Origin of the sequence: Microcoleus sp. S13_C5 (assembly GCF_036700845.1) — a bacterium.
In the GTDB taxonomy this organism is placed as follows: domain Bacteria; phylum Cyanobacteriota; class Cyanobacteriia; order Cyanobacteriales; family Microcoleaceae; genus Microcoleus.
Map to the genome: position 1 here is coordinate 1 of NZ_JAUBPR010000138.1, position 15,414 is coordinate 15,414.

The 15,414-nt window shown below is 45.5% G+C and carries 11 protein-coding genes and 1 pseudogene; 10 read left to right on the top strand and 2 right to left on the bottom strand.

Going from position 1 to position 15,414, the window contains the following annotated elements:
* Positions 1 to 94 precede the first annotated feature (94 nt).
* Genes QUA04_RS25010 through QUA04_RS25020 form a run of 3 tightly spaced genes read left to right on the top strand, consistent with a single transcriptional unit; the run spans position 95 to position 2,018 of the window.
* Positions 95 to 610 carry a helix-turn-helix domain-containing protein gene (locus tag QUA04_RS25010; protein ID WP_333262188.1) on the top strand — a complete coding sequence of 172 codons (516 nt, stop codon included), beginning with the start codon at positions 95 to 97 and terminating at the stop codon, positions 608 to 610.
* Positions 607 to 1,167 carry an IS630 family transposase gene (locus QUA04_RS25015; RefSeq protein WP_333262192.1) on the top strand — a complete coding sequence of 187 codons (561 nt, stop codon included), beginning with the start codon at positions 607 to 609 and terminating at the stop codon, positions 1,165 to 1,167. Before QUA04_RS25010 ends, QUA04_RS25015 begins: the two co-directional genes overlap by 4 nt.
* On the top strand, positions 1,161 to 2,018 hold the full coding sequence (locus QUA04_RS25020; RefSeq protein WP_333262219.1) for a leucine-rich repeat domain-containing protein: 858 nt from the start codon (positions 1,161 to 1,163) through the stop codon (positions 2,016 to 2,018). The genes QUA04_RS25015 and QUA04_RS25020 overlap by 7 nt, the downstream gene beginning before the upstream one ends.
* A gap of 778 nt (positions 2,019 to 2,796) precedes the next feature.
* Here the strand turns inward: QUA04_RS25020 and QUA04_RS25025 are convergent.
* Both QUA04_RS25025 and QUA04_RS25030 read right to left on the bottom strand, forming a co-directional pair.
* Positions 2,797 to 3,759, bottom strand: coding sequence for a hypothetical protein (locus QUA04_RS25025; RefSeq protein WP_333262194.1), 963 nt, complete (start codon positions 3,757 to 3,759; stop codon positions 2,797 to 2,799).
* 269 nt (positions 3,760 to 4,028) lie between these two features.
* A pseudogene (locus QUA04_RS25030) lies at positions 4,029 to 4,277 on the bottom strand (DEAD/DEAH box helicase); the annotation flags it as partial.
* Between the two features lie 750 nt (positions 4,278 to 5,027).
* Here QUA04_RS25030 and QUA04_RS25035 point away from each other — a divergent pair.
* The 7 genes from QUA04_RS25035 to QUA04_RS25065 all read left to right on the top strand — a co-directional run bounded on the left by QUA04_RS25035 (position 5,028) and on the right by QUA04_RS25065 (position 15,069).
* Complete coding sequence (locus tag QUA04_RS25035; protein WP_333262197.1) at positions 5,028 to 8,174, top strand: peptidase domain-containing ABC transporter; 3,147 nt, start codon at positions 5,028 to 5,030, stop codon at positions 8,172 to 8,174.
* Positions 8,175 to 8,352: 178 nt separating this feature from the next.
* Positions 8,353 to 10,155 carry an HlyD family efflux transporter periplasmic adaptor subunit gene (locus QUA04_RS25040; protein ID WP_333262200.1) on the top strand — a complete coding sequence of 601 codons (1,803 nt, stop codon included), beginning with the start codon at positions 8,353 to 8,355 and terminating at the stop codon, positions 10,153 to 10,155.
* 59 nt (positions 10,156 to 10,214) lie between these two features.
* On the top strand, positions 10,215 to 10,679 hold the full coding sequence (locus QUA04_RS25045) for a HetP family heterocyst commitment protein (protein WP_333262203.1): 465 nt from the start codon (positions 10,215 to 10,217) through the stop codon (positions 10,677 to 10,679).
* 598 nt (positions 10,680 to 11,277) lie between these two features.
* Positions 11,278 to 11,577, top strand: a complete 300-nt coding sequence (locus QUA04_RS25050; RefSeq protein ID WP_333262206.1) for a hypothetical protein — start codon at positions 11,278 to 11,280, stop codon at positions 11,575 to 11,577.
* 203 nt (positions 11,578 to 11,780) lie between these two features.
* Positions 11,781 to 12,095 (top strand): hypothetical protein, encoded by a 315-nt coding sequence (locus QUA04_RS25055; RefSeq protein ID WP_333262209.1) that lies wholly within the window; start codon positions 11,781 to 11,783, stop codon positions 12,093 to 12,095.
* Positions 12,096 to 12,311: 216 nt separating this feature from the next.
* On the top strand, positions 12,312 to 14,243 hold the full coding sequence (locus QUA04_RS25060) for a calcium-binding protein (protein WP_333262212.1): 1,932 nt from the start codon (positions 12,312 to 12,314) through the stop codon (positions 14,241 to 14,243).
* Positions 14,244 to 14,328: 85 nt separating this feature from the next.
* Positions 14,329 to 15,069 carry a peptidylprolyl isomerase gene (locus QUA04_RS25065; RefSeq protein ID WP_333262215.1) on the top strand — a complete coding sequence of 247 codons (741 nt, stop codon included), beginning with the start codon at positions 14,329 to 14,331 and terminating at the stop codon, positions 15,067 to 15,069.
* Positions 15,070 to 15,414: the final 345 nt, after the last annotated feature.

The window sequence follows — 15,414 nt, forward strand, 5'->3', positions numbered from 1 at the left end:
TAACATTTTGAACTTCTATATTTTTCACTCCGTTTAAGTTAGTTATATTATACCTCATCTTTCTAAGAAATGCTATAATAGAGAGATGGCGTTTATGGTGCGTTTTATGGCTCGTCTTTTTAAAATAACAATTGAAGAAAGTGCAGAATTTTTAGAAAAACAACTAAAAAATACTCGTACAGCGAGTCAGAAAGAACGAATACAAGTATTATGGTGGTTAAAAACAGGGCAAGTACAGGAGCATCAAGAATTAGCGCATCGTTTGGGTAGAGACAAATCTACGATAACCCGGTGGCTACAAAAGTATCGACGTGGTGGATTATCGGAATTATTGTTGGTGAAAAAAGCCCCCGGACAAGTACAACACTTGACTATTGAGGCATTAGCAGGACTTAAAGAACGCTTGGCAACAGGAGCGCCTTTCAAAAGCTACGGGGAAATTGTGGAATGGTTAAAAACAGAGTATAATTTAGAACTGACTTATGCAACAGTCTATGCCTGGGTACATTATCGTCTCCAAGCAAAACTGAAAGTGCCACGTCCGCAAAGTGCTTTACAGGACTTACAAGCAGTGGAGCTTTTTAAAAAAACATCATTCCAGCAGTATTGACGTTGCAAAAATATTTTGGTAAGGGTAAAAAGCTACGATATTTGTGTCAAGATGAAACCCGGTTGGGATTAAAAACATTGACAGGAAAATTAATTACAGCCAGGGGGGTAAAACCAGTTGCTCCCATACTATGGAAACGTGAAAACTTTTGGCTGTATGGGGTAGTCGAACCATTGAGTGGCTGGCATTTTTGCCAAGAGTACGCTCATCTTAACGGAGAATATTTTCAGCAATTTATTGACGCTCTTTCTCTACAATTGGGTGAAGATATTGCCCTTGTTCACATGGATAGAGCGGGTGCTCATATCACTAATGAACTATCATGGCCCGAAAATTTAATTCCTGTCTGTCAACCCTCACATAGTCCAGAACTTAATCCAATTGAAAGGGTTTGGGAATATATAAAACAGGAACTTATTGGAGAGGTTTTTACAACACTTGAGCAATTACGAGAGCGATTGAAACAAGTTCTTGAAAAAATCACCCCTGAGCAAATTAGTTCGTTGTCATCTTACAAGTTTATTCTTGAAGCCCTATTCTATGCAGCTTCATATTAAATTGGTATGAGTGCGATGCGGCCGATCGGAAACTTTCTAGTCTCACGGAACTCATCCTCAGCGGAAATCAGATCGGGGATATCAAACCGCTAGCATCCTTGACTAACCTGACTTCGCTCAACCTCAGCGGAAATCAGATCGGGGATATCAAACCGCTAGCATCCTTGACTAACCTGACTTCGCTCATCCTCACAGACAATAAAATCGGCGATATCAAACCTCTAGCATCGTTGACTAACCTGACGGATCTCAACCTCAGCGGAAATCAGATCGGCGACATCAAACCGCTAGCATCCTTGACTAACCTGACGGATCTCGGCCTCAGCGACAATCAAATCGGGGACATCAAACCGCTAGCATCCTTGACTCACCTGACTGTGATCTACTTCAGCGGAAATCAGATCGGCGACATCAAACCGCTAGCATCCTTGACTAACCTGACTGGGCTCAACCTCGATAGCAATAAAATCGGCGACATCAAACCGCTAGCATCCTTGACTAACCTGACTTGGCTCTCCCTCAGCCGCAATATGATCGGCGACATCAAACCGCTAGCATCCTTGACTAACCTGACTGGGCTCAACCTCGATAGCAATAAAATCGGCGATATCAAACCGCTAGCATCCTTGACTAACGTGACTGGGCTCAACCTCACAGACAATAAAATCGGCGACATCAAACCGCTAGCATCCTTGACTAACCAGACTTGGCTCTCCCTCATCGACAATCAGATCGGCGATATCAAACCGCTAGCATCCTTGACTAACCTGCATGGGGTCTTCCTCAGCGGAAATCCGATCGCTCCCAAAACTTGCCCTCTCAAGCGAGAGTCTATCTGTCAGCATTGGTAACAAGTTAAGCTAAGAAAGCATTTGTCAATCAGCAATTATGCTCAACATTTACTCGGATTTTGGGCATAAAACTGACATTTGGGCGATCGAGGAATCATGCCTCGTATGATAATTATACCTACTCCCTCTCAACTCGTGAATTTTCCACTCCTAAAAAAGCAGTTTTTTTGAGTAAAATTACTCATTGACAAATGCAATTAAGTCTTAACTTGTCACCAATGATCTGTCAGTGGAAACCATAAATTCAACCATAAAGCTTTACAATGCCCTCCCACAGTTCAGAAATAGGATGAATTTTGCCTTCTTTAACTTGCTGCATGGAGTTGTGGAGGCTGGCTAGTATGAGTTCGGCCGGTTCGTCATCGGGATCTGCTGGCGGGGTGACAATATTGCGCTCGATTAATATTTGGTAGAAATCGTCCGCTGATATTTTAGCGAGTTGAGCGGCTTTATCTAGACTGAGGCTGTGTTACTGATAAAGTCCGATCGCCAATTCTATCCTCACATTGGCTTCAGTCAGGGGGAGATTGTCGGGAAGGTCGATCGTAATTTGCATGATTTATAGTACATTTTAATTTCAATTGTCTCTGAAGTGCGATCGTTACAGACTCATTAAACTTTGATTCCTACGGTGTATTCTTCAAGATTAAAACGAGTAGATATGTCAGCACTTTAACATAGCTAGGTGCTGAGGGCGCACCTTACCCCCACAATAAAATTGAACTATGAGTGGAACAGGCATCTTGCCTGTTCATGAAACTCGTGCAATATCTCAGATTTAAGCAACATGGCGCGGTGCATCAACCATCGGCGCAGTACCAAACAAATGTCTGAGATAACTGCGACTGAGTTCGCGGTTCCAGCGCCGCAGACGCACCATCACTCGCGTGAATGTAAAAGTCAATTCCACCACCAAAGAAAGCTGTTTGAGACTGAGTGAAGTATTAAACACATCGTTACCGTGCGTGCGTTCAATCTGATGGTGTTTCAGCAAAGCAATTAGGTTTTTGGTAGAGCCTTTTAGTTGATTGAAATAACTCTGGGAGAATGCCCAGCGGCTGAAACCCCAAAACTTAGCCAAATGATTGATTTCATCCTGTAAAGGCTGGGAAATTGCCTGTTGCAACGCTCCTGTTGAGTGTACCATCAACCATAAATAAACAGAAGTAGCTCCCCACTCGGTACTCAGGCGGCTAATCACGTGTTTGTAGGTATCTTGCCAAGCGTCACCTGTGGATTGACAACCATTAACAGAGTTGGGTTTAACTTGCAGTTTTTCTGCTGTAAGTTGCTGGTAAATTTTCCTAAAGGTCGGGCAATGTTGGCGTTCTTCTTTTTCCCAGACACCTATCTCTAAAATGTTGCCGTTGTCATCAAAAATTCCTCCCATAAACCGCGCCATTTGCGGGTAAATATGCTGTAAGTAGCAGCAACTTTCTCTACCGTAGCTGCGGATGGGGGCTTCAATTTCTGCCGCACTTGCCAATATTTGCAAAAAGATTTCTGGCTTGACACCAATAATTTGGTTGCGATTGATTTCTTGCCAATCTATGAGCTCCCAAGGGCGGGGATGCGGGGCGGAAAATTGCTGGGGTAGGTCTGAAAGTCGATCGCTCAAAACTTCCAATGACATATAATGGTCGATGAGCGAGTTAATCCTGGCCCGACTTTGCAAGTAGCGAGGGCTTTGATACTGATTTCCAGCCAAATCAATTGTATACACCTTACCAGTAGCTTTCATTGTTTCTTCCTATTCGTAACTTTTACAGCTATTGTGCAAAAGGCATTTGGGAAGTCGCAATGAGTAACGTGCAGGCTGCTCAATTACTAGCAGTTGCCTTGACTGAGCCGAACTCAGGTGAAACAGCATGAAGTAGGGTGAACTAAACAACAGATGATACGGCTAAGATGTGCCGAAAAGTAGCCTTCCTCCCATGCCCAAAATAATTTAACTGGATTGTGCAGCGGGAATCGCTGGATTCTGCATAGTTAATTAGCCGCCACAAGTGTCTCGTCTTGCATCAGAGGAATTAACGGCGAAACAACCACTGTCAATCCCGGTTTCAACAGTGCCAGTAATTGAAAATACAAAGACTTGCCACCGCCTGTCGGCATGACAATCATCATATCCCTTTTTTGTAAAGCATCTTCGACAATTTCCTGCTGCCCCGAGTTCCAAGAGTCATAGCCAAAAAAATGTTTGAGCCCTTGTTCCAGGGACAGTGGTACAGAAGATGTTGGCGAATTAGACGCTGACATTTGCACTAGTTGGTTGTTGGATTTTAAACTATTCCCTGGTTTTGGAGAACAAATACACTGAGTGCGATCGCACAAAATTCGTTAAGCAGAGAAACCGATACTTTTAATCGGGCTTTAGACGCATAGTGATGGGTATCGATAGTGATGGGTTTGGGTCCTCACAGAAGTCACCCCCAAATGGAATGCCGTTATCAACAGCAGAATTTTCCACTTTACTTTAAGCCGTTAGATACCGAGGGTAGATGGTCAATTAATTGCTTGAATTGCTGCTAGAAACTAACAGCAATCAATATTTCTTTACAATGTGCGGAATCTGGACTTCACAAACAAGCGTCGAAAATTGATGGTTTTTGAATCCTGAATGTAAATTTTTGCGTATATATACGTATACCGGACACAACAACTGGCTCGCCCAGCTTCACAGAATCTTCACATATCTCCGTATAATTACGGTAAATTTATAAAGATTCGGTAAAGATTGCCCTTACCGGTAGCCAAAATCACGATTCTGTAAGTTAAACTGGGAGCCAGCCAAAACCACACTTACGTAATCACCACACAATCCTGAAAAAACGCAATTTTATATATCCTAAAGGCGTTGAAGGGATGCCGTAACTAAAGGGCGTTAGTCGGACATATCGACAAACAGTTTTTAAGCCAACTAGGTTGCAACTAAACCAATAAAAATTTCTCATAACCGGGTTAGTTGCCATTCAAAAAAATTGAAACAAATTTGTGACAGGGTAAGTTATGGAAAATTTTTTAGAGGTTAAAAATCACATTTTTAAAACCCGAGAAGCCTTAGAAAATTTCCCGGCTATTCAGAAAATTTTCGAGGAAGTCGGTGCAGGACCGACAGTAGTGGCGAAATTAAATACAGCCTGTGAAATTTGCGAGTTTCAGCTCGGAGATGAAATCACTCAATATCAAACATCAGATAATAGCAACAATTTCGTTGAAAAAAAACAGAGCGATAGCAATTTTTATTTAGTTTGCGAGGGAAGAGTCAGGCTGCTAGCGGTAGAAGCGTCTCAACAGCAGGAAATTTCGGCGGTGGTACTGGAAGTCGGAGCAATATTTGGGACAGATAACCTATTTATTGAAAACGTACTTCCTTACAGAGCAATTGCGGCCGGAACTTGCCAAATCGCTCGAATTGCCGCCACCACATTGGAGCTTATTTTAGAGGAATCCCCGCAACTGCAACAGCACTTGCAGCAACAATTTCAAGAGCGACAGCGCTTAATCTTTTTCAAGACACAAACAGATTTGCGATCGCTCCCTCCCCACCAACAACAGATTCTGTGGCCGCACTTACTTCCTTACATAGAAGAAATCAGAATTCCTGCCGGAGTTTCCCTCGCTGAGCATTGCCAAAACTCCAACAATCATTTTTGGCTCCGCAGGGGTCAAATTCAAGGTCAAGCACCGCCAATTATGGGCAGTAACTGGGAACATTCAGACGTAAAGAGCGACTGGATAGCGGTAACAGATATGCTAATTTACCAGCTTAGCAGCGAACAGTGGGAAATCGCCCTGGCCACAATTAGTTCCGAAATCAATTCCCGCCCTAAAATCATCCGCAAACCTCCAATTTTAAGCTTAGTAACGCCGCCTCAAAATGCCACATCTACCTCACAAACCCAGCCATCAAAATTAACCGCAGTTGCTCAGCAAAAACCCACAGCCGGACTCATTAGCTTTCCCAAACCCAAGCAGCGGCGCTGGTTGAGCAGCAGACACCCATTCATTCAACAACAGAGCGCAGCAGATTGTGGAGCTACTTGCTTAGCGATGATTAGCGAATATTGGGGTAAAAAATTTAGCCTAAATTACTTGCGCGAATTGGCAGAAATCGGCCGCAGCGGCGCGTCGCTCAAGAGTCTGGCAAAAGCAGCGGAAAGGATGGGATTTCAAACCCGTCCCGTGCGAGCTTCTTTAACTCCGCTGCGAAATCAAAATCCCTGGATTGCTCACTGGCAGGGCAATCACTACGTGGCAGTTTACCGCTTTAAAAATCAACAGGTTTTAGTGGCCGATCCGGCTGCGGGCAAGCGGTGGATGAGCATTAAAAGTTTTACCGAAAATTGGACTGGGTACGCCCTAATTTTAGACCCGACAGCGGAACTATACCGCAATCACACTGCCGAACATCAAGGCATAAAACTTAAAAATTTTATTGGCATAGTCTGGCCCTACCGCGCTGCGATCGCCCAAATTCTGATCCTCTCCTTGTTGCTGCAAATATTTGGTCTAGTTACTCCCCTATTTACCCAAGTAATTCTCGACCAAGTGGTTGTCAGTAAAAGCATACTAACTCTGCACGTTTTTGCGCTCGGACTACTGCTGTTTAGTGTTTGGCGATCGCTGTTGGGTGCAACGAGACAGTATTTGCTGGATTATTTGTCGAACCGCATTGACCTAACTTTAATTAGCGGCTTTATCAGTCACACTCTCACTTTGCCGATCAAGTTTTTTGAATCTCGTCAGGTGGGGGATATCTTAACGCGGGTTCAGGAAAATCAAAAAATCCAGGCATTTTTGACTCGCCAAGCTATTACGGCTTGGTTGGATGCTTTGATGGCTGTAGTTTACGTCGGACTAATGGTTTACTATAACTGGCGTCTGGCTTTGTTGGTGCTGGCGTTGATTCCGCCGATCGTGATTTTGACTTTAGTTGCAACTCCCTTTCTGCGAAAAGTGTCCCGCGAGATTTTTACCGAAAGTGCCAAGCAAAATTCATCTTTGGTGGAAATGATTACTGGGGTAGCGACGGTTAAGGCAACTGCTGCTGAGCGAGAAATGCGCTGGCGCTGGGAAGACCAATTAACTTCCATGATTAATGCTAAATTTCGCGGGCAGAAGTTGGCTAATTCTTTGCAGGTGATCGGGGGTGGGATTAATACTTTGGGGAGTACGGCTTTGCTGTGGTACGGGGCAATGCTGGTGATTCAAGACGAGTTGACGATCGGTCAATTTGTTGCTTTTAATATGATGATTGGGAACGTGATTTCTCCTGTGCTTTCAGTGGTGGGACTGTGGGATGAGTTTCAAGAAGTGCTCGTTTCGATCGAGCGTTTGGATGATGTATTCTCTGCCCAACCTGAAGAAAGCCCTTACAAGCCAATGCTGGTGCTGCCTCGCATTCAGGGAAACGTCAAGTTTGACAATGTTTCTTTCCGTTATGCTCAGGATGAGGAACGCAATACGCTGCAAAATCTTTCCTTTGAGGTGCAAGCTGGAGAAACTGTGGCAATTGTTGGCCGCAGCGGTTCCGGTAAGAGCACTTTGGTAAAGTTGCTGCAAGGTTTCTATTATCCAGAAAAGGGGCGGCTGACAATTGACGGCCACGATATTCGGCACATTTCTTTGCAGTCGCTGCGAGTTCAGTTGGGTGTTGTTCCTCAAGATTGTTTCTTGTTTTCGGGAACGATTTTGGAAAATATTACGCTGTATAAAAACGGAAACGATGCTGCTTCTGCAAGCTTGGAAGAGGCGATAGAAGTGGCGAAGCTAGCAGAAGCTCATGCTTTTATTCAAGATATGCCGCTGGGTTATCAAACTCCTGTGGGGGAAAGGGGAACGAGTTTGTCTGGGGGCCAGCGACAACGAATTGCGATCGCCCGCGCTCTTTTGGGCGATCCCCGGATTTTGGTTTTGGATGAAGCAACTTCTTCGCTGGATACCGAATCTGAGCGCAGGTTTCAGCAAAATCTCGCCCGCATTAGTCGCGATCGCACTGCGTTTATTATCGCTCATCGGTTGTCTACGGTGCGTAATGCCGATCGAATTTTGGTTCTAGACAAAGGCATTTTAGCCGAACAAGGCAACCACGACGAATTGATGGCTGAAGGCGGACTTTACTATCACCTCGCTCAGCAACAACTCGATATTTAAGGAAGTAGGAAGTTCGGCAAGGAGTAAGGTACGAGATTTAATCGAGGTAACGGATTTTTGAATTTTTCCCTCTCAAATCTCAAATCGAATTTACTAATTACCGAGTCCCAATTTCCGATTGCCAATTACCAATTTCTAATTACCAATTTTTTAAAATTACAAGTGGGGAGTAAGGATCATGGTTTCACAAGATGAACAAGAATTAGGCGCTGCTCCTAACGAAATAGGTAAAGTCTATGGGGGCGTAGCTTCAAGGCAAGAAAACGAAGCCCGAAAAAAAGACCGCTCTTTAGAAGTTGTCGAACCTCAAAATCGCTCTTCTCAAACTAATGACGGTATCAATATTGCCAAGTTACGGCAGCCTGATGCGAATAATTGGTCTACTTCTTTGCACTCGGTACTCGACCAGCCACCAGTATCTTTTCCGCAGCGGTTGATATTAGGAGGAATGGTGTTTTCTGTAGCTTTTGGAGCGTGGGCAACTTTGGGAAAAATTGACGAGGTTGGTCATGCTCAGGGCAAATTAGTTCCCAAAGGCGCTGTTTACAAAATTCACCCGACGGATACGGGAAAAATTATTAACCTCCCTATCAAAGAAGGTCAAAAAATCAAAGCTGGACAATTATTGGCCGAATTAGACCCGTCGAACGCCCAGAGCGAGGTGGAGCGTCTTGATAAAATTCTGGACGCTTATCGGATTCAATTGATGCAAGAGATGAGTTCGATCGAGAGAACTCGACTGGAAGTAGAAGCGAGCCAAGCTATTGCTGCTGCAGACAAGCGGGGGGCTGAAGCTGCGATCGCCCGTGCTCGCGCTTCAGCGGCCACCACGCAGTCTCAAATCGAGCAATTGCAAGCAGATTTAGTGTCTCAGCAAGGGCGCAAGCAACAGCTCAAACCTCTGGAAAAGAATGTGCAAGACTTGCTCTCGCAACTGAAAACAGATATTAACTCGCAGCAAGGGCGGCGCGATCAGGTGAAACCATTGCAACGCAAGACTCAAGAATTGCTGGGGCAATTGCAAGCAAAAGTAGCGGCTCACAAAGAGCGGATCGCGCGTCTCAAACCTTTGGTAGATGAAGGAGCACTGTCAAAAGACGTATTGTTTCAAGCTCAGGAAGCTGTGCGAGAAAGCGAAAATGCGGTGATTAGAAGCCAGTTGGGGGAGACAACTCAGGCTGACGATCGCGCCTTTGAAGTCGAGCAAACCGTTCGCGACAGGCAAAGTGCTGCCCTCAGGAGTCAACTGTCTGATGCAACTGGGGTTAAGGAAAGGTTGTTTGAAGTCGAGCAGAATTTGCGCGATCGAACTAGCGCCATTTCTAGAACCCAAGGTGAATTAACTCAACAATTGGCAGAAGTCGATCGACTGCAAGCCGAAGCCGCCAGCAAACAAGCCGCAGCGCGCCAAACGCAGTTAGAAAAAGAGCAAAAAATTCAGCAGTTGGAAATAGAATTAAATCAAGTCAAATCCAAAATTGCCGAAACCCAAACCCTGCTCGATCAAGCAAAAAATAAGCTCAAACAAAGATTTCTCTACGCACCCGTAAGCGGAGTGATTTCCGCACTCAACATTCACAACAAAGGCGAAGTAGTTCAACCGGGTCAAACTATTGCAGAAATGACTCCGAATCAGGCTCCGCTAGTGCTGGAAGTCAGTTTGCCGAACCGAGAAGCGGGATTTGTCAAAACCGGAATGCCGGTGCAAGTCAAATTCGATGCTTTTCCTTATCAAAATTACGGCGTGATTCCGGGAAAAGTTTTATCTATTTCGCCCGATGCCAAAACAGACGAGCGATTGGGTGTTTTTTACCGGGTGGAAGTGAGTATCGATCGAGACTCAGTGAAAGCCAAAAACCAAACCTGGAAACTCAAAGCTGGCCAAACAGCTACTGCGGAAATAGTCATTCGCCAGCGCAGCATAGCCGACATTTTGCTTGACCCTCTCAAGCAGCTACAAAAGGGCGGCATGAGTTTGTAGAATTGAGTTAATTGGTTGTTGTCCTTTGTCATTCTCTATACACAAAACAGGATAAAATAATGAATTCCCAACTTCACCATTCTGCCAATCATTCCCAAGTTGGAATCAAACCAGAACAATTGGATGAGATAATTTCAGCCATCCTGGCAGGAAAGTATTCTTGGGCTTGTTTTTTACTTTTGCGGTGCACGGGTTACAACCCTCTCGACTACATCCCTTACCGTACTTCCAACCGCTTGCTTAAAGAAAACAGTCAAATCAGCAAGTCGAGTAAATCGGAAACTAAGCCTGCATTGGGCAAAATTGCGGATTTAGATTATGTGGAAGTGGTGAGGGAAAAACGAGCCGGAGTTCGAGGGGGTGATGCAATTCAGATTGGTAGCGAGTTGCACTCAGATACTGGAGGTTTTGTAGCTGAAGTCGGCTGCCCCGGTTCAAATATCTCGGCGCCGGCGGTTGATGTTCACAATCAAGGATTTATTGCTGGATTTAAGACGCGCTTGTTTAATTGGGCGGGTAAGTAATTTAGTCGATCGACCGACAACCCGATTGCGGGCGTTGGGTGTACCAATTTTTTGGTTGACTCACCGCGGGCGATCGGGTTTTTCAGTATCGAACACCCGCGCTTCAGATAAATCTGCCAAAATGGCAACACGGTATGGCGATCGTACCTGATACTTTGTTAAGTCGGTCAACCTAAAAAAACGGAATACCCAGATAGCCGACTTCTTTAAGAACTCGGCTATCTAAGATAATAACGTTTTACGTTGATTCAATCTAAAATCTAAAATCTAAAATCTAAAATTGATTGACCTGTAATTTCTGGGGTTTTGCAGGGGCAGTCTTTGTCTATACAAGTTATCAATTGAGCGAAATACTACAATCTTCCAGTCTCGTCAATAGACAATAAAACGAGGCTGGTTTTTATATGTCAAAATACATCGATTTTTTGTAGCTTTTGGACAAAAAAATCACAAACATTTATGAAGCTAACTTTACATTTTAATTTTCCACAAATCTGCCAAATTGGCAACACAGCTCTAATTAGTCCAGATATATTAGGTACATCGAAAGCAAACAAGATTGCTTCGAGCAAGCAGTTAACAAACAAGGAAAAAAGCCATGATTATCTCAGATCTGAACCATGTCGAACTTGTTTCCGAAGAAACCAGCATTGTTGGCGGTTTTGGCTTAGGCAAGGACATCTCGGTCGTGTATTTCAACGAAAATTTCAACCTGAACAAAAACCTCTACTCCAGTGCTTATGTCTTCGGTCATACGGCCACTGCTGAATCTGACGCTAAGGCCTACGGTTACGGCACTGTGACTCAGACATTCAACAAGACAGAGACCACACCTTACAGCTCTTCCTCTAACGGCGTTTCCATATCAGCTACTGGTGGTTCTTATTACTACTACTAGTAACAATAGTGTAGAGCCACAGTCAGAAACTCAGCTATGTAAAGCAATGCAAGAATTGCTGGATCGATCTCTAGATAGGTAAGTCACAAATCCTTGCCAAACTTTACATAGCTGTTTTTAGACCAACATACTTAATGGCTTTGGCTGGCTTGCATTCTAATATCAGTTAAGCAGCCACTAAAAATTGTTGCGGTGCAAAAAACATGATTATTGATGATTTAGATTATGTAGAAGCCGTTTTAGGAGCGAGCAAGCTTGTAGGTGCTGGTTATACACGCGCAACTGGTACCGCTAACACTTTTGCTACCTATGGATTTGGCAGTGCTGATGCTGATGCTTTTGCTATTGGCGAAAATACCTCGACTCTGGCGAACACTTACACAAAGGTCTCTGTTAGTCCTTATATTGCTTTTACTGAAGCCTCAGCTACAGCTAACTCTTACGCCCGCACTGAAAACACTTATTCTGTATCATTGAACGATAGCAGAGCTTTATTCATCTTTAGCAGTCCGGCCTAATGATTTGCGATCGGGGTTGGCAGTTGAATTTGAAAGGGTAATTTAAAAAAAGTAATTTTGAGCCTGTACTCACCCCAATTAAAACTGCTACAGTGCCGACCTGTGTAAGGTGGATTTCAAATTTTAACAGGCGTTTTCATGATGATTGTAATGGCTAAATCAAATTTAATAAAAATTCAGCGGGACAGCCATACAGCTAAAAGGAGATAAATCGCGATGCCTCCATTAGATTCATTAGCTCCTGAGCCCTTAAATAATATTGTTGGAAACAGCAATAGTTTAAACCTTTTGAATTCGCCGCCGGTGAATAACCCTGGTGCGGGCAGCAGCAGCAGTTCCAGCAAGTCTAGTTCGTTTGTAAATAGCAGCGGTGCGGGCAGTACCAGCAGCGCGACAGCCGCTTCCCCGACGGGAAGCAGTACCAGCAGTCAGACTGCTTACACTGCAGGGGCTACATCTAGCAGCGGCAGCGCGGCAGCAAGTGCTTCTACAGTCACGCCCCCAACTACTAGCGCCACAGCTTCGGCCCCAGCAGCAGCGCCAACACCTGCGCCAGCACCAACACCAGCACCTGCACCAACACCAGCGCCTTTAGGAGACACCAGCGGTGCGAGTAGCAGCAGCAGCGCGACAGCGACTTCTCCCACAGGGAACAGCACCAGCACTCAGACAGCATCGGCTCCCGGCGGCACTTCTAGCAGTGCGAGCGCCTCAGCTAGCAGCGGTTTAGATACTCCGCCAACTACTAGCGCCACAGCTTCTGCCCCAGCGCCTGCGCCTGCACCTGCGCCAACACCCACCCCAGCGCCAGCACCAACACCTGCGCCGTTAGGAGACAGCAGCGGTGCCAGCAGTAGCAGCTCGACAGCGACTTCTCCGACAGGGAGCAGCGGCAGCGCTCAGACAGCATCGGCTCCCGGCGACACTTCTAGCAGTGCGAGCACCTCAGCTAGCAGCGGTTTAGATACTCCGCCAACTACTAGCGCCCCAGCGCCAGCACCTGCACCAGCGCCAGCACCAGCACCAGCTCCAGCGCCTGCACCAGCTCCAGCGCCTGCACCAGCTCCAGCGCCTGCTCCAGCGCCTGAACCTGAACCTGCGCCTGCACCTGCGCCGTTAGGAGACAGCAGCGGTGCCAGCAGCAGCGCGACAGCGACTTCTCCGACAGGGAGCAGCGGCAGCGCTCAGACAGCATCGGCTCCCAGTGGCACTTCTAGCAGTGCGAGCGCCTCAGCTAGCAGCGGTTTAGAGACTCCGCCAACTACTAGCGCCACAGCTTCGGCCCCAGCGCCAGCACCTGCACCTGCCCCTGCGCCAGCTCCGGCTGCTACAGGCTCTGCATTGGTAATTAATATCACAGCGCCAATACCCACACCGCCAACACCGCCAACACCCTCAAATAATGAGGATGCGATCGGTACGGGTGGTGGCAGCAGCGCGATCACTTCTAATCCGACAGATAACAGTAACAGCAATAATTCGATCGCACTTCCCGATCGCAATACCAACAACAGCAATGCTGAAACCCCGCCTCCACAAATGATCGCCCCAGAAAACTATCCTGGCGCATTAACTATCAGCTACGACAGCAACGGCGACGGATATTGGCTCGGCACCAACGAGAGCGATGTGATTACTGGCGATAGCGGGAGCGATCGAATTTTTGCAGGAAGCGGCGACGATATTGTCACAGGTAACAGAGGTAACGATGCGATCGATGGAGGCGATGGAAACGACACTTTGCGGGGAGGAAAAGGTCAAGATTTGCTGATTGGCGGCAACAGCGACGATTTTCTTTGCGGCGACTTCGGCACCGATACATTGATTGGAGGTAGCGGCGCTGATACCTTTGCCTTTAGACCCGAAACAGCGAGTGCAGCAGCTAATCCATTGTTAGCAGATCGAGTCGTTGATTTCAATCCCGCTCAAGGCGATCGAATTGGGCTGATAGGGGGACTTTTGGTAACAGATTTGACACTCGTTGCGTTTGATACGGATGGTGACGGTACGACAGACGCGACTCTGGTCAAGTTTAGTTCAAATAATGGCGATCGAATTTTAGCTGTTGTTTTGGGAACAGTTAACGCAGCGGGTGCAACAACTTTGAGCAATGCTGATTTTATTAGTTTGCCAAATGACATCTTGTAGCTAACCGTTAACCGTTAACACCAACTACCCCGCAGGAATCGTCGGCGGATGAAGTTAATAAATTTATATAGGTTGAGAGAGAAAGATGAAGGACTTTTACGAGCCATTGATTGAATCAAGTGAAATCATCAAACAACTCAGACAAGAGATGCAATTAAAAACCTTTAGTCAAAAGGTTTTGCAGAAAAAAGTTATTGAGAAAGCCGCCCGGGAACGGGAGTTAACTGTGACTCCCGACGAAATTCAAGCTGTGGGCGACCAACTCCGCCGCGAGAAGCGTTTGGAGAAAGCGGCGGATACGATTGCTTGGCTGGTCGATCAGATGATTTCCGTAGAAGATTTAGAGGCCGGGATTCGCGATCGGCTTCTCAGCAAAAAACTAGCCGAACACTTGTTTAGCAAAGAAGTAAAAAAGATTTTTGTTCAAAACAAACTGCAATTCGACCAAATAATCCTTTATCAAATAGTTGTTGCCAACCCGCAGCTTGCTCAGGAACTATTTTATCAAATTCAAGAAGGAGAAATCAGCTTTTTTGATGCCGCTCATCTTTACGACATTGACGAAAATAGCCGGCATTTATGCGGTTGCAAAGGCAAGGTTTATCGGTGGGGTTTAAAACCAGATATAGCCGTCGCCGTATTTAGCGCTAAACCCGGAGAAGTGGTTCGTCCAATTGAAACAGAGCTAGGATATCACTTGTTCCTGGTTGAAAAGTTTCTCCCGGCGGAATTAACCCCTGAACGGTATCAAGAAATATTGCACAATCTGTTTAACGAATGGCTAGCTAATGAGGTCAACTATTTATTGTACAATGCTAAAGTGTAGAAACTTAATTTTTCGCCCTCAAAAAGCCATTATATAATTTTGCTGCCACCACAGACAATGCTAAAATTTAGGGTGGTTCTGGGTGCACAGAGAGACCTAATATCTTTTCCAACTGCATCAATATTATTCATTCCTTGGCGCGGTACGTGAGTGTAAATAGTCTCATGCTTGTGGATTTAAATATTGCTCCCTTTCACGCACTCTACTACTTAGATAAAAAGTGGTTTTAAGAGGTATTTATAGCAGGGTAAGCTCATCTAATTTGGGTTCTACCGAACCTGGTATGTAAAACTAACTAGCAAAATGCCAATGTAAGAAGCTCCTAAGAATAAAGTTGTCAAAATT

Coding starts and splice junctions, on each gene's coding strand:
- QUA04_RS25050 (WP_333262206.1), top strand. CDS start 11,278: ATGATTATCTCAGATCTGAACCATGTCGAACTTGTTTCCGAAGAAACC.
- QUA04_RS25010 (WP_333262188.1), top strand. CDS start 95: ATGGTGCGTTTTATGGCTCGTCTTTTTAAAATAACAATTGAAGAAAGT.
- QUA04_RS25025 (WP_333262194.1), bottom strand. CDS start 3,759: ATGAAAGCTACTGGTAAGGTGTATACAATTGATTTGGCTGGAAATCAG.
- QUA04_RS25045 (WP_333262203.1), top strand. CDS start 10,215: ATGAATTCCCAACTTCACCATTCTGCCAATCATTCCCAAGTTGGAATC.
- QUA04_RS25035 (WP_333262197.1), top strand. CDS start 5,028: ATGGAAAATTTTTTAGAGGTTAAAAATCACATTTTTAAAACCCGAGAA.
- QUA04_RS25040 (WP_333262200.1), top strand. CDS start 8,353: ATGGTTTCACAAGATGAACAAGAATTAGGCGCTGCTCCTAACGAAATA.
- QUA04_RS25060 (WP_333262212.1), top strand. CDS start 12,312: ATGCCTCCATTAGATTCATTAGCTCCTGAGCCCTTAAATAATATTGTT.
- QUA04_RS25065 (WP_333262215.1), top strand. CDS start 14,329: ATGAAGGACTTTTACGAGCCATTGATTGAATCAAGTGAAATCATCAAA.
- QUA04_RS25055 (WP_333262209.1), top strand. CDS start 11,781: ATGATTATTGATGATTTAGATTATGTAGAAGCCGTTTTAGGAGCGAGC.